Annotated in this window: 20 protein-coding genes and 2 pseudogenes; 12 read left to right on the top strand and 10 right to left on the bottom strand. The window is 46.7% G+C overall.

Annotated features, from left to right (window positions below; genetic code table 11):
* Positions 1–34: 34 nt before the first annotated feature.
* Positions 35–937 (bottom strand): LysR family transcriptional regulator, encoded by a 903-nt coding sequence (locus tag HMPREF1139_RS10515; protein ID WP_009651363.1) that lies wholly within the window; start codon positions 935–937, stop codon positions 35–37.
* A gap of 155 nt (positions 938–1,092) precedes the next feature.
* Here HMPREF1139_RS10515 and HMPREF1139_RS10510 point away from each other — a divergent pair.
* Positions 1,093–2,627, top strand: a pseudogene (locus HMPREF1139_RS10510) (flavocytochrome c).
* A 44-nt stretch (positions 2,628–2,671) separates the two neighbouring features.
* Here the strand turns inward: HMPREF1139_RS10510 and ccoS are convergent.
* Both ccoS and HMPREF1139_RS10500 read right to left on the bottom strand, forming a co-directional pair.
* Positions 2,672–2,893 (bottom strand): cbb3-type cytochrome oxidase assembly protein CcoS, encoded by a 222-nt coding sequence (gene ccoS, locus HMPREF1139_RS10505; RefSeq protein ID WP_009651475.1) that lies wholly within the window; start codon positions 2,891–2,893, stop codon positions 2,672–2,674.
* A complete protein-coding gene (locus HMPREF1139_RS10500; protein ID WP_009651352.1) occupies positions 2,886–5,279 on the bottom strand; it encodes a heavy metal translocating P-type ATPase in 2,394 nt (797 codons plus the stop codon). Before HMPREF1139_RS10500 ends, ccoS begins: the two co-directional genes overlap by 8 nt.
* A 161-nt stretch (positions 5,280–5,440) precedes the next feature.
* Here HMPREF1139_RS10500 and HMPREF1139_RS10495 point away from each other — a divergent pair, with 161 nt between their 5' ends.
* Positions 5,441–5,839, top strand: coding sequence for a RidA family protein (locus HMPREF1139_RS10495; protein ID WP_009651103.1), 399 nt, complete (start codon positions 5,441–5,443; stop codon positions 5,837–5,839).
* Complete coding sequence (locus HMPREF1139_RS10490; protein WP_009651441.1) at positions 5,829–6,911, top strand: pyridoxal-phosphate dependent enzyme; 1,083 nt, start codon at positions 5,829–5,831, stop codon at positions 6,909–6,911. The genes HMPREF1139_RS10495 and HMPREF1139_RS10490 overlap by 11 nt, the downstream gene beginning before the upstream one ends.
* A 66-nt stretch (positions 6,912–6,977) precedes the next feature.
* On the opposite strand, the pseudogene HMPREF1139_RS10485 reads toward HMPREF1139_RS10490, so the two are convergent.
* The 4 genes and pseudogenes from HMPREF1139_RS10485 to HMPREF1139_RS11600 form a co-directional block, all read right to left on the bottom strand.
* Positions 6,978–7,805 (bottom strand): annotated as a pseudogene (locus HMPREF1139_RS10485) (FAD-binding protein); the annotation flags it as partial.
* 12 nt (positions 7,806–7,817) lie between these two features.
* Positions 7,818–7,958 (bottom strand): twin-arginine translocation signal domain-containing protein, encoded by a 141-nt coding sequence (locus HMPREF1139_RS10480; RefSeq protein ID WP_009651411.1) that lies wholly within the window; start codon positions 7,956–7,958, stop codon positions 7,818–7,820.
* A gap of 117 nt (positions 7,959–8,075) precedes the next feature.
* Positions 8,076–9,185 carry a cation diffusion facilitator family transporter gene (locus HMPREF1139_RS10475; protein ID WP_232209623.1) on the bottom strand — a complete coding sequence of 370 codons (1,110 nt, stop codon included), beginning with the start codon at positions 9,183–9,185 and terminating at the stop codon, positions 8,076–8,078.
* Positions 9,186–9,299: 114 nt separating this feature from the next.
* On the bottom strand, positions 9,300–9,461 hold the full coding sequence (locus tag HMPREF1139_RS11600) for a hypothetical protein (RefSeq protein WP_009651382.1): 162 nt from the start codon (positions 9,459–9,461) through the stop codon (positions 9,300–9,302).
* A gap of 184 nt (positions 9,462–9,645) precedes the next feature.
* Here HMPREF1139_RS11600 and rho point away from each other — a divergent pair, with 184 nt between their 5' ends.
* The gene (rho, locus tag HMPREF1139_RS10470) at positions 9,646–10,986 is read left to right on the top strand and encodes a transcription termination factor Rho (RefSeq protein WP_009651463.1); all 1,341 of its coding nucleotides are present in this window, start codon (positions 9,646–9,648) and stop codon (positions 10,984–10,986) included.
* Between the two features lie 24 nt (positions 10,987–11,010).
* On the opposite strand, the gene HMPREF1139_RS10465 is transcribed toward rho, so the two are convergent.
* From HMPREF1139_RS10465 to HMPREF1139_RS10455, 3 genes are all read right to left on the bottom strand, one after another.
* Positions 11,011–12,672, bottom strand: coding sequence for a DNA polymerase III subunit gamma/tau (locus tag HMPREF1139_RS10465; RefSeq protein WP_009651332.1), 1,662 nt, complete (start codon positions 12,670–12,672; stop codon positions 11,011–11,013).
* 240 nt (positions 12,673–12,912) lie between these two features.
* Positions 12,913–14,343: a type I glutamate--ammonia ligase gene (glnA, locus tag HMPREF1139_RS10460; RefSeq protein WP_009651256.1), complete on the bottom strand. Its 1,431-nt coding sequence runs from the start codon at positions 14,341–14,343 to the stop codon at positions 12,913–12,915.
* A gap of 88 nt (positions 14,344–14,431) precedes the next feature.
* Positions 14,432–15,211 carry a histidinol-phosphatase gene (locus tag HMPREF1139_RS10455; protein WP_009651112.1) on the bottom strand — a complete coding sequence of 260 codons (780 nt, stop codon included), beginning with the start codon at positions 15,209–15,211 and terminating at the stop codon, positions 14,432–14,434.
* A 130-nt stretch (positions 15,212–15,341) separates the two neighbouring features.
* Here HMPREF1139_RS10455 and HMPREF1139_RS10450 point away from each other — a divergent pair, with 130 nt between their 5' ends.
* Genes HMPREF1139_RS10450 through HMPREF1139_RS10415 form a run of 8 tightly spaced genes read left to right on the top strand, consistent with a single transcriptional unit; the run spans position 15,342 to position 21,123 of the window.
* Positions 15,342–16,076, top strand: a complete 735-nt coding sequence (locus HMPREF1139_RS10450) for a chemotaxis protein (protein WP_009651383.1) — start codon at positions 15,342–15,344, stop codon at positions 16,074–16,076.
* The gene (locus HMPREF1139_RS10445; protein ID WP_009651353.1) at positions 16,073–17,335 is read left to right on the top strand and encodes a peptidase U32 family protein; all 1,263 of its coding nucleotides are present in this window, start codon (positions 16,073–16,075) and stop codon (positions 17,333–17,335) included. Before HMPREF1139_RS10450 ends, HMPREF1139_RS10445 begins: the two co-directional genes overlap by 4 nt.
* A complete protein-coding gene (gene purE, locus HMPREF1139_RS10440; RefSeq protein ID WP_009651246.1) occupies positions 17,332–17,826 on the top strand; it encodes a 5-(carboxyamino)imidazole ribonucleotide mutase in 495 nt (164 codons plus the stop codon). Before HMPREF1139_RS10445 ends, purE begins: the two co-directional genes overlap by 4 nt.
* A gap of 9 nt (positions 17,827–17,835) precedes the next feature.
* Positions 17,836–18,306: a DUF3972 domain-containing protein gene (locus HMPREF1139_RS10435; protein WP_009651198.1), complete on the top strand. Its 471-nt coding sequence runs from the start codon at positions 17,836–17,838 to the stop codon at positions 18,304–18,306.
* A gap of 5 nt (positions 18,307–18,311) precedes the next feature.
* A complete protein-coding gene (locus HMPREF1139_RS10430; protein ID WP_009651503.1) occupies positions 18,312–18,788 on the top strand; it encodes a GyrI-like domain-containing protein in 477 nt (158 codons plus the stop codon).
* A 15-nt stretch (positions 18,789–18,803) separates the two neighbouring features.
* Positions 18,804–19,667 (top strand): glycine--tRNA ligase subunit alpha, encoded by an 864-nt coding sequence (gene glyQ, locus HMPREF1139_RS10425; RefSeq protein ID WP_009651194.1) that lies wholly within the window; start codon positions 18,804–18,806, stop codon positions 19,665–19,667.
* A 6-nt stretch (positions 19,668–19,673) separates the two neighbouring features.
* Positions 19,674–20,396, top strand: a complete 723-nt coding sequence (locus HMPREF1139_RS10420; RefSeq protein ID WP_009651273.1) for a Nif3-like dinuclear metal center hexameric protein — start codon at positions 19,674–19,676, stop codon at positions 20,394–20,396.
* A gap of 13 nt (positions 20,397–20,409) precedes the next feature.
* Positions 20,410–21,123 (top strand): zinc ribbon domain-containing protein, encoded by a 714-nt coding sequence (locus tag HMPREF1139_RS10415; protein ID WP_009651422.1) that lies wholly within the window; start codon positions 20,410–20,412, stop codon positions 21,121–21,123.
* Positions 21,124–21,126: the final 3 nt, after the last annotated feature.

The following is a 21,126-nucleotide window of genomic DNA, read 5'->3' as shown; positions in this document are numbered from 1 at the left end:
ATAGAGCCAATTTAATAGCCTTTTTAGCTTACCCCTAAATTTGCTCGTCTTTTGCCATTTTTATAAATTCAAGTGCGAGTTTGGGTAGTTTTTTGTCTTGTTTGTGAGCTAGTATCAGCGTTTGCTTAAGTAGCGGCTCGTCTATGTCAAAAAGCATCACACGCTCTTTGGCCTCGCCTTTTATAAACTGTGGCGGCACAAAGCAAGCGCCTATCCCGGAGGCTACTATCGATACCGTGATGTCGGCGGTCTCGGACTCGCAAAATATATTTGGCGCAAAGCCGGCTTTTTTAAAAATTTTATCAAATTCAAAACGCTCTCTTTGATAGGCGTTTGGCAATATGAATTTTTCATTTTTCAGCTCTTTGAACTCGATCTTTGGGTATCGATCGTCGTCGTTTTTATATTTTTTGACAAGCTCGTGTGTGACTGGCAGTACGAGGTATAGCTTATCTTCTTTTATGATCTGATATTCTAGCCCTTGCGTATCCATCGGATATACCAGCATCGCTAGATCCAGCTCGTCTTTCATCAGTCTATCTCTCACGTTTATGGCGGAAAATGCCTGAACGATCTTGATATCGGCTTTTGGGAATTTTTTACAAAATTTAGGTAAGATGTTTGGCATTAGGTTGTAGCCGGTTTGTGAAAATCCTATCCTTACTTTGCCTGTCATGATGCCATTAAGCTCTTTGATCTGATCGTTTAGCTCCTGAAAGGTTTCAAGCATGATTTTTGCCTTTGCTGCGTAAATTTCACCGGCTTTTGTAAGAGTAAGCGGTGTAGTTCGCTCAAAAAGCGAAATTTTAAGCTCGTTTTCAAGCGATATTATACTTTTTGAAAGCAGTGGCTGACTCATTTTCAGCTTCTTCGCAGCTTTTGTGAAGCTTCTAGTCTCTGCCAATGTCACTATAAATTCCATATATCTTAAATTCATATTTTTCCTTTAAATTTTCTACATATTATAATGTAATAGTTATATGATTATACATAAAATATCATTTGACATATAATAAAATTTCATTTATAATCCGGTAACTTAAATTTATATTAGTTTATAAATTTAAAAATAATATTTAAAAAGGAGCGAGTATGCAAAATATATCAAGGCGCGAAATGCTAAAAATGGGTATGGCAGGAGCCGGTATTTTGGCGCTTAGCACAATGAGTGCGGCTGCAGATGAGGCAAAAGATATCAAATTTGACGAGCAATACGATGCCGTCATCATAGGCTCTGGCATCTCCGGACTAGTAGCCGCACTTAAGGCGTCAAAGCGCGGATTAAAAGTGCTGGTGATCGAGAAAATGGGTCGCATCGGTGGAAATTCCGTCATAAACGGCGGCACGATGGCAGTGCCGAACAACCCTATCCAAAAAGCACAAGGTATCAAAGATAGCAAGGAAATTTTCATCGCTGATTGTATGAAAGACGGGCTAAATTTAAACCACGCCGACCTTTTGGACGTTATTTATGATAGAGCCAACGATGTGTATAGCTTTTTTAAAGAGGCAGGGGTCGAGATCCTAGAAAAGGTGCTTCCAGTCGCCGGCCACTCGGTAGCTAGGGCTATCCAGTCAGTAAATGCCTCAGGAGCCGACTTTATCTTGCCTTTGCAAAAATTAGCCGAAGCGGACGCAAATATCACCATCAAAAAACGCACTAAATTCGATGAATTCATACAAGATGAAAGCGGACATGTCGTAGGTATAAAATGCCGCGAAAACTATAAATTTGACAGTAAATTTGCAAGCGACGATAAAGAAAATCTAGGCGGCGATGTAAAATTCATAAAGGCGAACAAAGGCGTAGTTTTGGCCGCTGGCGGATACAGCTCGGATAAATGGTTCAGGGTGCAACAAGTGCCGTTTTTAAAGGAAAATATCGAAGCTGTCAGTCAGCCAGGCTCGACAGCGGGGCCATAGCCATCGGGGCAAATCCTTTGCAGCTAAGCTGGATACAGCTAAATCCAAACACCAACCCGCACGAAAAGGGTTTTGGCACCTCGACGATGTTTGTTAATGACTGTTGCAACAGCTACGGACTAAGTGTCGATCCGAAAACCGGTAAACGCTTTGTAGATGAACATGCAGGCCGTAAGGTGAAATGCGACGCTATATTTAAGATAATGGCCGAAAGTGCGGGCAACGACAACTATCCGGTGCATATCTGCGATCAGCAAGCTGTGGATATAAATAATCCAAAACATACCGCAAAGGGGCTTGAAATGGGCTCTATCAAGAAATTTAACACTCTTGAAGAGCTCGCAAAAGCATACAATATCCCGCTCGAACCATTTTTAAAGACGATAAGCGACTTTAACGGATATGTTAAAAATGAGAAAGACCCTGACTTTGGCAAGCCGCTAACCAAAGCCGACGTCAAGGGCATAGATGTATCAAAGCCGCCGTTTTACGCTAGCCAGAGCGTGCCTAAAATTTTATACTGCATGGGTGGAGTCGAGATAAACCAAAAAGCGCAGGTCATAAGCATGAAAACTATGGAGCCTATACCCGGGCTTTACGCCGCAGGGGAAGTCACCGGAGGCGTCCAGGGCGCGAGTAGGCTTGGCACTATGGGGATGGCTGATGCGGCGGTCTTTGGCATGATAGCGGGCGAGAATATCTAAAATTTCGATCTATCTCAGGCGACCAGTCTGGGATAGATCCTTACTTAAAGCTCAGATTTATCTTTGCGCTTTGTCGCCTCTTTTTTGCGTTTTTCTAGCTCGTATGCGTCGTTTAGGGCGTCCTCGTCGTCAAATTTCGCTCCGTCTAAAAATTTTAGGTAGTCCTCAAATTGATTGTTCTTTATGCCCCAAATAAGCCCCACAAGCCCAAAAGCCCCCATCAAAACGGATATCAGCAGTATCAAAGCAAGCGTCGTATTACTCATCGTTTTCCTTAAATTTCGCCCTTATCGTGAGAGAATTCAGCACCACCGCAATCGAGCTAAAAGACATCGAAAGCGCCGCAAACAGTGGCATCACGTATCCCATCGTCGCAAGCGGGACAGTCAAAAGATTATAGCAAAGGCTAAAGGCTAAATTTTGCTTTATCTTGCCAAGCGTGAAGCGCGCTATTTTAACGGCGTTTAGCAGGCTTTTTAGACTGTCATCAAGCAGCACGACATCGCTTTTTGCTAGGCTGGCGTCGGCTCCGCTACCCATGCAAACGGCGATTTGTGCCAGGCTAAGTGCGAGCGTATCGTTTATGCCGTCTCCTACCATCACGATCTTAGCGCCGTTTTGCTGTAAATTTTTGATAAATCGCGCCTTTTCATCGGGCAGGCAAGAGGCCTTGAAATCCGTTATGCCAAGCGCGTCCGTGACCTCTTTTGCGACGTTTTGATTATCTCCTGTGAGCATATAGGTTTTAAGCCCCATCGCTTTTAGCTCCTTTACGCAGCTTTTCGCGTCGTTTTTGAGCTCGTCGCTTAGCTCGAATTTTGCTGCCAGCACGCCCTCAAACGCTACGTAATAGCTCGTCTTGTCGCTTTTAGAGTGTGATATATCAACGCCAAGCTCACGCATGAAATTTTTGCTGCCGGCGGCTAAAATTTTGCCTTTAAATTTAGCGCTCACGCCCTTTGCGGCGATCTCTTTTACGTCGCTAAGCTCTAAAGCTTTTGCGCCATTGCCAGCTAGGAATTTCGCCACGCCTACGCTTACGGGGTGTTTTGACGCACCGGCTAGCGAGAAGATCACGTTTGTATCGATGTCGCTAAATTTTATGAATTTACTCACGCAAAGCTTGCCAGTGCTGAGCGTGCCGGTCTTGTCAAAGACCACCGTATCGCAGTTTGCGAGGGTTTCTATCATCGCGGCCTCTTTAAATATCACGGCCTTTTTCAGCCCAACGCCAAGCGCTACTAGCGTGCCCACCGGTGTCGCTAGAGCCAGAGCGCACGGGCAGGCGATCACGATGACCGAGATAGCCAAGATGAGCGCGTTTTCAAAGCCGCCCTTAATATACCAAAACGTAAACGTCACGAGCGCTACGCAGATGATACCAAGCGAAAATTTAGACGAAATTTTATTTGCCAGCTGCTCGATACGAGGCTTTTTTAGGCTTGCATTTTGTAAGAGGGCGACGATCTTGCTCAAAAATGAATTTTCAAAATTTGCGCTGGCCTCGTAGATCACGCGTCCGTCAAGGCAAATGAGCCCGCTTTTTACCTCATCTCCCACGCCAAGCCAGACAGGTGCGCTCTCGCCGCTTATGGACGAGGCGTCAAAGCTGGCTTCGCCCCGGACTATGAAGCCGTCTATAAGCGCCCTTTGTCCCGCTCTTAGCACGATCTTGTCCTTTATACTGACGGCTTGCGGATTGATCTGCAAAATTTCGCCGTCCTTTAGCACGCTGACGTCGCCAAGGAGCATGTGATTTAGCCCGTCGATACTGTCGGCAGCGCGCTTTTTGCTCAAAATTTCAAGGAATTTACCGATAAAAACGAAGGTGATGATCATCGCGACCGAGTCGAAATACACCTCTCCGCTACGCGAAAACATCGCATATACCGAGTAAATGTAGGCCAGGCTGGCTCCTGTGGCGACTAGCAGATCCATATTTGGCGTGCGGCCTTTTAGCGCGGTAAGCGCCCCGGCAAAAAACGCGCCGCCCGTGTAAAACAGCACAGGGGTGGCTAGCACGAACTCGGCGAAATTCAAGATCGCTTTCACATCGGCTCTGATACCGCTAAAATAGCCGGAGTATTGCGCTACGGCGATCCACATAATATTCATCGTGCAAAAAATGCCGACTAAGAGCTTGGCGTAAAATTCCCGCCTTTTAGCGCTCAGTCTCGCCTCCTCGCCCTCAGCGTCGTAAGGATGCGCCTTGTAGCCCACACTGTTTAGCCTGCGTAAAATTTCATTCAAGCCTACTTGCGACTCGTCCCAGACGATGAGAGCCTTGTTGTTTGTAGCGTTCACGCCCGCTTCTAAGACGCCATTTGTGCCAAAGAGCACCTTTTCTACGAGCCAAATGCACGCAAAGCAGTGGATGTCCTCGATGACGAGCGAAATTTTGCTAAATTCTCCATCTTTTTTGATGAAATCTCGGTATATATCTCGCGCCGAGTCGTCGAAATTTTCACTCTCTTTTGCGGGCGAGAGCGTGTTTTTGCCGAGCCTTTCGTAAAATTCCTCAAGCCCGTTCGAGCGTAAAATTTCATAGACGTTCTTGCAACCAGAGCAGCAAAATTTATTACCATCAGGAGCTGATATCATCGAGCTTTCGTCAAATTCCAGCTGACAATGCGAGCATTTACATTTTTTCATTTTCGTTACATTTTGCTTTCAAATTTATTCGCAAGATTATACGACACTTCGTCTTAAAATTTTTATCGTTTAGAGTAGTAGCGTTTTTAAAAAGACATTATTAAATCAAAATTTTAAGGTAAAATACAACTCATAAAACGACGAAATTTTAAAGGAAAAACATGAAATTTTACCAAACCGAGGCGTCAAAAAAGAAAAAGGCGCACTATGTCCCTGCAATGGAGCACGCAGGGATACTGTATGTTTCTGGACAGCTTAGCATCGATCTGCGGGCGATGAAGCTGCCTGAGGGCGGAGCTAGGGCGCATGCGAGGCAGGCTCTGGCAAATTTAGACGAGGTCTTAAGGCTCGCCGGTGCAAAGAGGCAAGACGTGCTGATGTGCCGCGTTTATACGCCCGATGTCGCGTTTTGGGACGAGATAGACGATGAATACGCGAAATTCTTTGGCGAGCATAAGCCGGCTCGCGTCGTAGTACCCACGTCGGGGCTTCACTTTGGCTGCCTGGTAGAGATAGAAGCGACCGTGGCGATGTCGCAAAGGACAGACGATGAAATTTAAATGCAGTAAATGCGGTGCCAAAGCACCGCTTGAGAGCACGAAATATCGCTGCGAGTGTGGCGGGCTTTACGATCTTGACTTCACACCGCCTAAATTTTCGACGGATCTTATAGATAAGAGCGAATTTAGCCTCTTTAGGTACCGAAATTTTATGCCTTTAGAAAATGAAATTTGGCGCGAGATCACGCTGGGCGAGGGCATGACGGCGACGGTGAGATTTGATGAAAAGCTATTTTTCAAGCTTGACTACGCGATGCCCACGCTTTCTTTCAAAGACCGCGGGGCGGCTGTTTTGATATGGCTTTGCAAAACTATCGGCGTGAAAAAGGTCTTGCAAGATAGCAGCGGCAACGCCGGCAACTCGGTAGCGGCATACTGCGCCAGAGCGGGCATCGAGTGTGAAATTTACGTACCGAAGGGCACATCGCAAAAGAAGATCGATATGATAAGGGCGTTTGGCGCTACTGCGACGGTCTTTGATGGCTCGCGCGACGAGACCGCCGACGCATGCCGTAAAAAGGCGCTAGATGAGGACGTCTACTACGCAAACCACGTCTACAACCCGATGTTTTATCAAGGCACGAAGACATACGTTTATGAGATTTTCGAGCAGCTTGGCCGTGTGCCTGAAAATTTCTTTTTGCCGGTTGGCAACGGCACGCTTCTAATCGACTGCGAGCTCGCCCTTAGTGAGCTTCTTAGAGCCGGAGCGATCGCTAAAGCACCTAAAATTTTCATCGTGCAAAGTGAGAACTGCGCTCCGCTTTTTGGCGCGACAAACAAGCCTCGCGATATCGTGCCAAAGCCGACCCAGGCCGAGGGCATAGCCATAGGAAAACCGATGCGAGGCGAGCAAATTTTAGCCGGCTCTTATGAGGGCGAGCGCGAGGTCATCACGATCCCGGAGGCCGACATCGTGCCTACCAGACAGCGTCTAGCGCGAGGCGGATTTTACGTGGAGCACACGACAGCCGCGATCTACGCCGCGTATCTAAACTATATAAAAACGCACGAGCTAAAAGGAGAGAGCATCATATCGCTTTGCGGAGCGGGGCTAAAGAGCGAGCATTGAGCGGCGGATTTAAAAGAGCGAGGCAGATCGACTCGCCCCGCTCAAAGCGTAAATTTAAAGCTAAATTTAGCCGATATTCTCGCCCGCGATCATACCAAACGTGAGGCAGTCTAAGATCGCGCAGCTGCCAAGCCTGCTCGCTCCATGTGTGCCTCCCGTGATCTCGCCCGCCGCGTAAAATCCCGGTATTGGCTCGTCGTTGATGTCTAGAACCTGCGCTTTAGTATTGATCTTCACGCCGCCCATCGTGTGGTGCAGCTTTGGAGCGCCGCGCATCGCGTAAAATGGCGCAGTGGCGACCGTGATGCCATCAGTCAGCTTCATCGGCTTGCCAAAGTCCTCGTCGACCCCACTTTTGACAAAGCCGTTGTAGCGCTCGGCAGTCTTTTTTAGCTTCTCAGCAGGGATCTTATACTCTTTTGCGAGCTCGTCAAGAGTGTCAAATTTTTTGATCACGCCGCTTTTCATCGGGTTTTCAAGATCGCTTTGCACGAGCTTTGCCGCGGCGACGGAGTCGCATAGATTGATCGGATAGCTGTTTGCCTTGGCGTCGATTATTTTAAACATCGCGTCGGCTCTGATTTTCCTGTCGGCAAGCTCGTTCATATAACGTTTGCCGGTCTTTGGATCGACCGAAAAGCCGTAGCGAAAGCTCGCCTGCGCCGCAAATTTGCTCGTTATGCCGTTGCCTTTTTCGTCCGGGCATTTATACGGGATGTATTGTATCCAGCCGATCTGCACCGGTAGTGCGCCTACTTTGAAGGCTGAAATGAGCGCACCTGCGGTCGCTCCAGGGTGGTTGGTGGTGTCAAATTCCGGCACTGCGCGAGGGTCTTGTAGCTTTCTAAAAAATTTATCGCTGCAAAAGCCGCCGCTTGCCAGCAGCCAGCCCCGCAAACCCCGAGCCTATGATGACGACGTCAAAATCCTCGTCCCATTTGACGTCTTTTCCTTCATGACCGCCGCGTCGGCATTCATACCAAGCGCCATCATACCGGCACCAACAGCACTCATTTTGACGAAATTTCTTCTTGAAAGATCCTTCATCGTACTCTCCTTTGGTATAAAATAAGGTTTTATTAAATAAATTATATATGAAAGCAGATAAGTTTAAGATAAAAATTTAATTTTTTTACTTTATATAAATTTTATTTTATAAGAATATTAGCTAAATTCCCTATCGATGACGATGAAAATTTTATATCCCGGAAATCTCTCGCGCACGATGTCTTCGATATTTGCTCGAAGCTGGCTTAAATTTCGCTCTTTAAAATCCACAACAACGTCAAATCTCACGCTCTTTTTAGCATCATCGATAAAAAATGCATGCAAATTTAAGATACTTTTAAACTCCGCAAGCGCGCTTTTGATGCACTCTTTTGCCTGCGTTTGCCCCAAATTTACGCTATAAACGCCAAAAACGAAGTAGGTGCGATACTTTTTGTAAATTTCGATTTGCAGTTCGTTTAAGGTCTGTGAAATTTCGCGAATAGGCAAGTGTTCATCGATTTCGACATTTACCGAGCCCACAAACCGCTCCACGCCGTAGTTGTGTAGGATCAGGTCATACGAGCCGCGCACGATCTCGCAGCGATTTACGGCAGCGTAAATTTCATCTACGACCTCCTTTTCTACGCGTCCGCCGATGATTTTGTCAAAGGTTTCTTTTATCAAAAGCACACCGTTGATGATAATAAAAAGCGACGCCAAAGCCCCCGCGTAGCCGTCGATCTGCACGCCCCAAAAATATGAAAGCGCGGCTGAAAAAAGTATTACGCAAGAGATGATCGCATCGCCCAAAGCCTCCGTGCCGACGGCTTTTAGCGAGATGGATTTTGTGTTTTTGCCCACTTTGCGGTAGTGCGCGCCCAAAGCAAATTTAACAAAGATCGCGATAAATAAAATCAGCAAAAGTGGCGCGGTAAATTTAGTCTGCACGGGTGAAATGATGTTGCAGATAGAGGTTTTTAGAAAGTCAAAGCCAAGCATCAGCACAACGATCGAGACCACCAGACCGCCGATGTATTCGACTCTACCGTAGCCGTAGGGGTGATCTTCATCAGGCATTTTAGCGGCAAGTTTTGAGCCAAATATCGTTATCACGCACGAGCTCGCGTCGCTTAGATTGTTTATCGCGTCGGTAATGATCGCGACAGAGCCGGAGACCAGTGCGATGCAAATTTTAGTCGCGGCGAGGCAGACATTTGTGATGATGCCGATGAGAGCGGTCTTTATGATGAGTCGCTCGCGTGCGCCGTCTTTAAAATCCATCATTTTGATCATCCTGTTTTGATTTTGCTTTTCAAAAATGGCGCAATTATAGCATTAAATTTGCTCTATTTGAAAAAGCGTTAATTTCTTGATTTGTAAAATTTGCAAAGTAAAATTTTAATAAAATTTATTAAGGGGCAGAAGGGGCTCTACTTGCGGGAGAACGTGACCAGCGTTCGAGTAGCCCTTTCCGCCCTTGCCACTACTCGCTCGCACCGCAAACGCTACTTGCACGCTGTCCGCGTACTCCTGTCTGCTAACGCGCTCGTTCCCCCACACTACACGCCTAAGGTTGCTGCCACTGCGTGGCAGATTTTGAACTCGTAATATTTTAAAACAGTGCCTATATTTTCGCCCCTGCTTGACATCAAAGCCAAATTTATATAAAATGTGGGCTTCAAAAACTTCTTTTTGAAACTTATTTTTAAATCTACAAATCATTCCGTAATTTTAAAGAGGATACATGGAAAATACCCCAAATCAAGCCATTGTGGCTGAAAATCAAAAAACGACTAAAAAATACCCGAGCACTCGCACGCATATCCCAGTCGACGGACACAAGATCGAGGAGCTTCGCACCCTAAGCCTAGAAGATCTCATCGCTATCGCAAACGAGGTCGGTGTCGAAAATCCGCGCGAATTTCGCCGTCAAGACCTCATTTTTGAAATTTTAAAAGCCCAGACCAAACAAGGCGGCTTCATACTTTTTACCGGCATTTTGGAGATCACGAACGAAGGATATGGCTTCTTGCGCTCGGTCGATGCAAATCTAAGCGACAGCTCAAATGACGCCTACGTCTCAAACTCTCAAATCCGTAAATTTGCCCTGCGCGTGGGCGACATCGTCACGGGACAGGTTCGCGAGCCAAAAGATCAGGAAAAATACTACGCTTTGCTAAAAATCGAAGCGTTAAACTATATGCCCCTCATTGAGGCAAAAGAGCGACCGCTTTTTGACAACCTGACGCCGCTTTTCCCGACTGAAAAGCTGCACCTCGAATACGATCCGATGAAGCTCACCGGACGCGTACTCGATCTTTTCACACCGCTTGGCAAGGGTCAGCGCGGGCTCATCGTTGCCCCGCCAAGGAGCGGTAAAACCGAGCTCATGAAGGAGCTGGCTCACGGCATCGCTAGAAACCACCCCGAGGCGCATCTGATGGTACTTCTAGTCGATGAGCGTCCCGAGGAGGTTACCGACATGCAGCGCTGCGTCAAGGGCGAGGTGTTTAGCTCGACGTTTGATCTGCCAGCACTTAATCACGTGCGCGTCGCCGAGCTCGTCATCGAAAAGGCAAAGCGACTTGTGGAGATGGGCAAGGACGTCATCATCTTGCTTGATAGCATCACGCGTCTAGCACGCGCTTACAACACCGTGACCCCGCCAAGCGGCAAGGTGCTAACTGGCGGCGTGGATGCAAATGCGCTGCATAAGCCAAAACGCTTTTTTGGAGCGGCGAGAAATATCGAATTTGGCGGTAGCCTGACCATAATCGCGACCGCGCTCATCGACACCGGCTCGCGTATGGACGAGGTTATTTTTGAGGAATTTAAAGGCACGGGCAACAGTGAGATCGTGCTGGATCGAAACATCTCCGACCGCCGAATTTACCCCGCTATCAACGTCCTAAAATCCGGCACCAGAAAAGAAGAGCTGTTGCAAAAGCCTGACGAGCTGCAAAAAATTTGGGCTATCCGCTCGGCGATCGCGACGATGGATGATGTGGAAGCGCTTAAATTCTTATACGCGAAGATGCTTAAAACAAAAGACAATAAAGAGCTTCTGTCTATACTAAACGAGTAAAATTTACGTTAGCCGTGCAGGAGATCACGGCTCGGCTTTTACTATCGTAGGCTCGCCAAAGAGCTTATTTGCCTCCCTTATGACGGCTTCTTGCTTTATTTTTTCCATCTCTTGCGGGGACTTTGAGCTGTTGAAATTTATCGCAGCGATCATCTCTTGCGGTTCGGTCGGTTTTGGCTTTGGCGCGATGCTAGCTTGGGCTGGCTTTGATTTTAAAAGCTCCTCGTCGAGATTAAGATCGTTTCGCATTGCAGGCGTGGCGTCTGCCTTGGGGCTTAAATTTTTATCCTTTTGCACTTGCTTTGGTGCGTTTGCCTCTAAATTCGGCCTTGCTTCATCTTTTTTGGCGTTGATTATCTTCGCCTCTTTTCCAAAAAGCAAATGCAAAATTTCATTTACTATCTTCCAGTTTTTGCGGAAAAATACCATCTTTTCATCATTTGCATTTACGATCAGGCTTAGCTCGTTGTTTTTAAAATCTACAAACTCGACATGCTCTTTGAAAAACTCGCCAAGCGAATAATCCCTATCATAAATCTTAGCTACGAAGCTCTCATACGGGCTTTGCGTTTTAGGGCGCGCGATCTGCTGCGGTGCACTAGGCGTGGCAGCCTGGCTTGGACGTACCTGCTCTGCGTGCTGAGCGGACTCTATGACCTCGTCTATGCTCTTTAAATTTAGCGCCTCGACCATCATGAAAAGCATGATGCTAAGCACGAAGCCGTTGTCACTAGAGACGTTTAGCATGCTTTTTGCCTGGGCTAAGATCCTAAAAAATCTCTCGTAGATAAGCAGTGAAAATTTCGGATCGTTGTCAATGAATTTTTGCTTTAAATTTGCGATGAGTTCGTCGATTATCATCTCAGGCTCGTAGATCTCAAGCTCCGCGACGAGCTCTCTAAGCCCCTCTTTGTCGCTTAACATGACGAGGCTTAAGATCTGCTCTATCCTGCTTGGGTCAAGTAGTCCTAACATCGATGCGACCGAGCTTTGAGTGATATTGTTCGCGCCGTAGATTATGGCTTGATCAAGCAGCGTCAAAGTATCGCGTAGTGATCCGCGTCCGCTGCGAGCCAGGATCTCCAGCGCCTCTCTCTCGTAGCTTATGCCCTCTTTGCTAAGGATAAATTCAAGATGTTTTATGATGCTGTTTTTGCCGATTTGTTTGAAGCGAAAGTGCTGTGTGCGCGATAGCACCGTGGCAGGAAGCTTTAACGGGTCTGTCGTCGCGAGGATAAATTTCACATAACTTGGCGGCTCTTCAAGCGTCTTTAAAAGCGCATTGAACGCCTCTTTAGTCAGCATATGTACTTCGTCGATTATGAAAATTTTGTAGCGCGCCATTGCGGGTTTGTATTTGGTCTGCTCGATGAGCTCTCTTATGTCGTCGATCTTTCGGTGGCTGGCTGCGTCCATCTCGATGATGTCCATATGGCGTGATTCGTTTGCCATTATGCACTGAGGGCAGGTCTCGCAAGGCCTTGATGTCGGACCTTTTTCGCATACGAGGGCTTTTGAAAATATCCTAGCGCTTGAGGTCTTGCCGCTTCCTCTAAGTCCCGAAAACAGATATGCGTGGCTTATGCGCCCCTCATCTAGTGCGTGCGTGAGGCTTTTGCTGACGGCTTCTTGACCTATCAGTTCGTCGAAATTTTTAGGTCTATACTTGAGTGCGAGTGCTTGCAAGGCGTTTTCCTTTTACAGATTAGATTTGCAGATTTTACAAAAAAATGGATAAATTTTTGATATAATGCGCGAAAATTTTAAAGGAAAAAATGTATGAAAAGCTTGGTATTAGCCGCTTTGATCGCTCTAGCGGCAGTCTGCTTTAGCGGCTGTGAGCGAAACGACTATCAACATCCGCTTCACCGCTCTACAAAATCAAAATAAATCTACCATGAATTTTGAGGGATACGCCCTCAAAATTTAGCAAGAAAAACAAGTCTTGAACTCATAAGCCGTAGGACGCGCCTCGTATGGCCAAACCTGCGTTTCAAATTTAAAATGCTGATATGTATCGATCATAAATTCGCTCATCGCCGGTCTTAGGTATTCGTTGTCGCGGATGAGCGCCTCAAGACTGCCGCGAAGCGTGTGCGGAAGCTGCTCGATGCCCTTTTCTCTGATCTCATCAAGCGTTAGGACAAATAAATTTTCATCCATTGGGCCTACCGGCTCGTATTTGTTTTTCACCCCGTCAAGCCCGGCCATCAGCATCGCCGAAAAGGCTAGATAAGGGTTTGCCGTGCTATCTGGAAACCTCATCTCCGCACGGACGGAATTCTCGCCCGCACCGTAAGGTATGCGGATACTAGCCGAGCGGTTTTGGCTGGAGTAGGTGAGTATGGACGGCGCTTCAAAGCCCGGTATCAGGCGTTTATAGCTGTTCGTGCTAGGGTTTGTAAAGGCAGCTACGCTTCTGGCGTGTTTTAATATCCCGCCGATGTAATGCCTCGCAAAGTCGCTTAAATTCGCGTAATTCCCCTCTTTGTAAAATAAATTTTTACCGTCTTTCCAGACTGATTGATGCACGTGCATACCGCTTCCATTATCGCCGTAAAGAGGCTTTGGCATAAACGTCGCCGTCTTGCCGTTTAGATGAGCGACCATTTTGACGACGTATTTGTAAATCTGCACGTTGTCGGCAGCCTCGACTAGGGTGCTAAATTTCACTCCGATCTCGCCTTGACCCTGGGCGACCTCGTGATGTCCTAAAAAGACCTCTAGGCCCACTTGCTCGAGTACTTGCATCATCTCGGCCCTTAGATCGACCATGCTATCGATCGGCTGTGTCATCAGATAGCCGCCTTTCCTACGCGGTCGATGGCCCGTGTTGTAGCTGTCTTTAAATTCTCTATCGTCGTTCCATTCGCCCTCTTCGGTATCTACCTCATACATCGCGCAGTTTGGACGATCGACGATTTTGACGTTGTCGAATATAAAAAATTCGTTCTCCGGCCCAAAATACGCTACATCGCCAAGCCCGCTCTCTTTTACGTAAGCCATCGCTTTTTTGGCGATCGAGCGTGGGCATTTCTCATAAATTTGACCTTTGTAAATATCGTAAATATCGCAAAAAACGACCGCGGTGACATCTGCGGTAAATGGGTCTAAAAATGCGCTCGTGGCTTCCGGCTTCATCAGCATATCGCTTTTATCTATCGGCTGCCAGCCGCCAAGAGAGCTGCCGTCCATCGGTATGCCGTGCGTGAAATTTTCTTTCGTGACGGCTTTGAGGTTGTAGCTTATGCTGTGCCAGCCGCCGTTTAAGTCGGTAAATCTAAAATCTACGAATTTGACCTCGTTTTCTTTACAAAATTCAAAAAAATGATCGATGCTCGTTACGAATTTTCCCATCATATCTCCTTTGGTTTGGTTTTAATTTTCGTATTGTATCATAAAATTTAATATTTAAGATTAGCTTTATATTAAATTTTTACTCATTCTAAAATTTTACAAAATACCTATCCCTTTTCTCGAAACAAACGCATTTGTCATAGCCTATCTCATGGGCTAAATTCTCACAAATTTCGCCGTTTGCGCCGACATCTTTTGGCGAGTGAGCGTCCGAGCCGAAGCTGATCGGGATGTCCATCTCGTAAGCTAGGTTTAAAATCTCGCGGCTTGGATACTGCTCGCCGATAGGTTTTCTAAAGCCTGCAGCGTTTATCTCGATCGCTAAATTTGCCTTTTTTATCGCTTTTAAGGCGTCTTGGATCAAAATTTTGATGTCCGTCTTTGGGAGGAATTTAAAGATTTTTAAAAGATCGATATGCCCTACGATGTCAAATTTACCGCACTCTGCAAGAGCTTTGATGCACTCAAAATAATCGCGCCAAATTTTATCTATGTCTTTGTTCTTGTATTCGCCTATGAATTCGGGATTGTCAAAGCCCCAACTGCCGATAAAATGCACCGAGCCGATCAGATAATCGACCTGCCTGGCAAAAACTCGCTCGTCCATGAATCCCGGTAAAAAATCTACCTCGTAAGCCAGTAAAATTTTGATCCTATCGGCGAAAATTTCGCGCGCTTCAAGCACCATTTTTTCGTATTCGTCCATCTGCTCGAAGCTCATCCTATAAGCCTCGTCGAAATTCATGGGATTATGATCGCTAAAGCCGAAAACCTCGGTGCCACATTTGATCGCAGCCTCGATATATTCGCTGACGCTGCCCTCGGCGTGGTTGCATAGGTATGTGTGATTGTGCAGATCTATTTTCATTTAAAGCCTTGCAAATTTTTGCGATTTTAACAAAAATGCAATTAAATTTTAATCAACCGACTATAAAATTTAAAGTTAGCTTTTAGCGGAGTGGTTGTATAATCCTTACATTTCATTTTCAGGAGCTTTTATGACCCAAGAGGAACTTGACGCCCTTATGGCGGGCGGACTCGATGATATGGACGACACCGGCGAGACCGAGCCTAAGACAGAAGAGACAAAAACGCAAGAGATAAAAGAAGAACCGACTCCGGCTAAACAAGCCAAAGATGATGGCGTGATGACGATAGATCCTAGCACTTACCGCGTCAGTGCGGAGGCTGCGTGGCCACCGCCACCACCGACCGAGGATCATAAAATGGTGCATCAGCTCGACGATGTCACGCGCGACAGCGAGGCTAAGGCCACCGAAATGCTCGATAAACTAGAGACCATAAATAACTTTTTTATGGATGCAGAGAGCGGTTGCGGGGCTATAAACGACGGGATCTCGGCAAATATCGAGCTTTTTGGCACGCTTAAAGAGAAATTTCCTAATGTCGCGGCTTTTAGCGAGGCTTTCGAGCGAAACGACGCCCTAAAATCAAGCGTCGATGAGATAATCGGAAATCTGCAAATGGGTCAAGACGAGATAATGATGGCTATGGATATGATGCAGTATCAAGACATCCATCGTCAAAAGATAGAGCGCGTCATCAACGTCATGCGGGCGCTTAGCAAATACATGAACACCTTGTTTGAGGGCAAGATAGATGACGATAAACGCGTCGGCTCGGCGGTGCATATCGCAGGCGACACTACGACTGAAAATTTAGTCAGCAACGACGATATAGAAGCGCTTATCGAAAGCTTGGGCAAGAAGTGATAAAGCCCGAGCTACTCTGTCCCGCGGGAAATTTCACTAAGCTTAAAATCGCTCTAAACTACGGCGCGGACGCGGTTTACGGCTCGGTGGCCAGTTTCTCGCTACGCACCCGCTCGGCACGCGAATTCAACCTCGAAAGCTTTGAAGAGGCCATAAAATACACGCACGCTAAAGGCAAGAAATTTTATGCGACGGTAAATGCTTTCCCGTTCAACGGGCAGATCGAGCCGCTAAAACGCCACCTGGAAACGATAAGCGAATTTAGGCCGGACGCTTTCATCATCGCAACGCCCGGAGTGATGAGCCTGGCAAAGCAGATCGCACCCGATATAGACATACACCTTAGCACGCAAGCAAACGTCATGAACTGGCTCGATGCTAAAATTTACCACGAAATGGGCGCGACTCGCATCGTCGTAGCCCGTGAGATGAACCTAAAAGACGTCATAAAGATAAAAGAAATTTTACCCCGGCTCGAGATCGAGATTTTCGTTCACGGTTCGATGTGCTTTGCGTATTCCGGGCGCTGTTTGGTGAGCTCGGTGCAAAGTGGCAGGATGTCAAATCGCGGCAGCTGCGCGAACGACTGCCGTTTCAAATACGAACTTTACGCTAAAAACCCTGAAAGCGGCACTCTTTTTCGCCTCGAGGAGGACGAGGAGGGCGGCACTCACGTGATGAACTCGAAGGATCTAAATTTAAGCGCTCATATCGAGGAGATAATGAAAAGCGGGGCGGTAGATAGCTTCAAGATAGAAGGACGCACAAAGAGCGAATACTACGCCGCATGCACCGCTAGGGCTTACAGGATGGCGATAGATGACGCCGCGGAGGGTAAATTTGACGCTGAAATTTACGCAGCTGAGCTTAATACGCTCAAAAATCGCGGTTTTACAGACGGCTATCTCGTTCATCGCCCTTACGAGCGCACCGATACGCAAAATCACATCTCCAGCCTCGAGGAGGGCACGCATCAGGTACATGCCATAAGCGAGGACGGAGAATTTTTAAAGTGTAAATTTAAGCTCGTGGCGGACGAGGAGTATGAGATAGTAGCTCCGCTTGGCGCGAGTATCTGCGAGTGCGATAACGAAATAGGTGAAATTTTCGCACACGATGGTAAAAATTTTGTGAAATTTCACCGACTAGTGACCAAAAAAGGTAAGATGATGAGCGAGATTCACAGCGGAAACGAAAACGAGATAAGATTGCCGGCAAAACTGCCTGAATTTAGCTTTTTGAGAAAGGAATTTAAATGAAATTCGTATCGATCATAATGGGAAGCAAGAGCGATTATGACGTCGTGATAAACGCGGCGCACGAGCTTGAAAAATTTGGCGTCAAATACGAGCTCATCATCAGCTCCGCGCATAGAAGCCCGCAGCGAACGGCTGAATATGTAAAAGAGGCCGAGGCCAAGGGCGCGCAGGTGTTCATAGCAGCTGCCGGGATGGCGGCTCATTTAGCGGGCGCGATCGCTGCAAATACGACTCGTCCGGTCATCGGCATACCGATGAGCGGCGGTGCGTTAAACGGGGTCGATGCGCTTTACTCGACCGTGCAAATGCCAGCCGGCATGCCCGTAGCGACCCTGGCTATCGGCAAGGCAGGGGCGATAAATTCCGCATATTTGGCGATGCAAATTTTAGCGCTTAGCGACAGTGAGCTGGCTCAAAAGCTAAAAGCCGACAGGACAGCCAAAGCGCAAGGCGTAGCTAGCGACTCGGCTAGCGTGGAAGTCATACTTTAAGGAGGCTTTATGCAGACTTTTTTAAAGATAGATGAATTTTGCCAGCTCGTGCATTTGCAGCGCGAAGTTATCGAGGGCATGATAGAGCGCGGCGTGCTGAACACCAGGACTGATGACGGAGAAATTTACATCGAGGCCAGTCAGGGTATGATGAGCGTCGTACCGGCTGCAAATACGAATTTAACAGCGAGCCCGAATGCACTAAATGGCGAGAGCTTCGTAGAAAAGACGATAGGCACGATATTAAATTTACACGAGAAGGTGCTTGACGCGAAGGACGAGACGCTTGAAGTGCTGCGAAATGAGAATAAATTTTTAAAAGAGGCGCTTTTTTCGATGCAAGAGCTTTACGACGAGGACAGAAAGACGATCGAGACGCTCACGCAGCAGCTAAAGCTCGCACAAGACGAGGTCGAGTTTTTGAAGCGAAAATACAAGCTGATGTGGAACAAAGCGGTCGAAAATTTTAAGGAAAACTAAAATTTATGCGGATCGTTGAGGTAAAAAGCGGCTTTGAAATTTGCGGGCTAAAGACGCGAACGAGCAATGCTCTTGAGATGAGCGGACGCGGCAAGATCGCGGCGCTTTGGGATGAATTTTTAAAATTTAGCTACGATGAAACGGGCGAGATCTTCGTGCCGCAGAGTGAAATTTACGCCGTGTATTATGACTATGAGAGCGATTTTAACGGCAAATACTCGCTTCTTATCGGTGTAAAAGCAGATACTTTAAAGCCGGGTGCGAATTTAGAAAAGATTTATGTGCGTGCGGGGCGATATGCCGTTTTTGGCACCGAGGATCTAAGTGATGAAAATTTAGGCGCTAAGGGGGCGGATCTAACCATCGCACTTTGGAAAGCGGTCTGGGCAAATTTTGAAAATTCAAGCTTAAAGCGAGCGTATGACACGGACTTTGAGCTATATTTGGGCGATGAGACTAAAATTTATATATCGATAAAATAAAAATAAAGGCAAAAAATGACATTTTCAGAGATTATTTTAACACTTCAAAGCTACTGGAGGGAGCAAGGCTGCGTGATACTTCAGCCATACGATATGCCGGCTGGTGCGGGCACCTATCATCAAGCGACCTTTTTACGAAGTCTTGGACCAAAACCTTGGGCGACAGCCTATGTAGCGCCTTCACGCCGCCCGACTGACGGCAGATACGGCGAAAATCCAAACCGCCTCGGAGCCTACTATCAGTTTCAAGTGCTTATCAAGCCAAGCCCTGAAAATATCCAAGAGCTTTATCTAAAGAGCCTCGAGCGACTCGGCCTTGATCTGAAAAAACACGACATACGCTTCGTAGAGGACAACTGGGAAAGCCCGACGCTGGGTGCTTGGGGGCTTGGCTGGGAGGTCTGGCTAGATGGTATGGAAGTGACGCAGTTTACTTACTTTCAGCAAGTAGGCGGCATCGCATGCGAGCTGATCAGTGGAGAGATCACCTACGGGCTTGAGCGCCTGGCTATGTATCTGCAAGATATCGATAATGTCTATGACATCGTTTGGGACGATAAAAACGGTGTCGTGACCTATGGCGACGTGCATAAGCAAGGCGAATACGAGTGGAGCAAATATAACTTCGAGATCGCCGACACCGCGATGCTTTTTAATCAATTTGAAAACGCATTCAAGGAGTGCAAGCGCTGCCTTGAAGCCAAAATTTCGCTGCCTGCGTATGATTATTGTATGCTGGCGGCGCACACTTTTAATGTCCTTGATGCGCGCGGAGCGATCTCGGTAACGCAAAGGCAGGAGCATATCCTCAAAATTCGCGAACTAGCCAAAGAGTGTGCGCTCACATATAAAGCTAGCCTTGAGGAAAAAGGTGAGTAAAATTTTATGAAAATCATTGAAATTTATAAAATTTTAGATGCCATAGCTCCATTTGATATCCAAGAGAGCTGGGACAATAGCGGTCTGCTCGTTGGCTCGCTAGAGAGTGAATTCGAGCGGATTTATCTAAGTCTAGATCTAAGCCGTGAAATTTTGGAAAACGCCTTGCCAAATTCCCTTTTCATCACTCATCACCCACTGATATTTAAAGGGCTAAAAAGCCTAAATTTCAGCTACTACCCGAGCAATCTGATCCGAAAAATGATAGAGAAAAACATCAGCCTCATCTCTATGCATACAAATGCTGACTTAGCGTTTTTAAACGAGCATTTCACGCGTGAAATTTTGGGCTTTGAGCCAAGCGAAAAAGATGGATTTTTGATGTATTGCGAGGTAAAATTCAGCTTTGATGAGCTCGCTTGTTTTTTAAAAGAAAAGCTCAGGGTCGAGACTATAAGAGCGGTTCATGCAAAAGATGAAATTTCAAGGATCTGCGTTTGCACCGGTAGTGGAGCCGATCTTATCGGCGAGGTCAGAGCGGATGCCTTTTTGACCGGAGATCTAAAATATCACCAAGCTCTCGAGGCAAAAGAGAACGGGATAAATTTATTTGACATCGGACATTTTGAGAGTGAGCGCTATTTTGGGGCTGCTTTGGCAAAATATTTGCAAAATCTTGAAATTGAGGTTATAATAGCGGACTTTAAAAACCCATTTACGCATTGCTAATAAAAGGACACACATGAATAAATACCTAGAACAATTGGTCGAGCTTTCAAAATTTGATAAACAAATCGACGAATTCACGCCTCGCATAGAAAACGTAGAAAAAGCCTACAAGGCTATACAAGACGAGTGCAACGAGCTTGCGCAAAAGATAGGCGAACTAGAAGACGAGATGAACGAGCTAAAATCTCAAAAATCCGGCACGAACGCGCATATAGCGGAATTTTCAGCCAAGATAAAAGAGGTCGCCAAAAAAAGCGGATCGGCAAAAAGTGAAAAAGAGGTAAAAGCCCTCTCTCTTGAAGAAGATATCGCAAAAGAGCAGCTTGAGGCCGCAAACGAGGAGATCGCGAGACTTGAAAAGTTGATCGATAACAAAAATTCTCAAAAAGATGAGCTTGGCACTAAAAAATCCGAACTCGAAACAAATCTGAGCAAGATCGAGAGTGAAATTTCATCTCAGCTAGAAGCCATCGAAAAAGAGCGCGCCGAAGTCTATGCTAAAAAAGAGAAGTTAGTCGGACAGATGAATCAAAAAATCCTTACGTTTTACGAGAAGATCCGCAAATGGGCGCACAACACCGCTGTCGTTCCAGTCAAAAAACAAGCTTGCTACGGCTGTTTCATGCAGATAAACGACAAAACGTTCTCGGCCGTCGTTCGCGGCGAGGACATCATCACTTGCCCGCACTGCGGAAGAATTTTATTTAAAGAAAACGTAGAGGCATAAGCC

Source organism: Campylobacter sp. FOBRC14 (genome assembly GCF_000287855.1).
Classification (GTDB): Bacteria; Campylobacterota; Campylobacteria; order Campylobacterales; family Campylobacteraceae; genus Campylobacter_A; species Campylobacter_A curvus.
The sequence above is the reverse complement of the archived record's forward strand: the minus strand, read 5'-3'. Positions and strand labels throughout refer to the sequence as shown.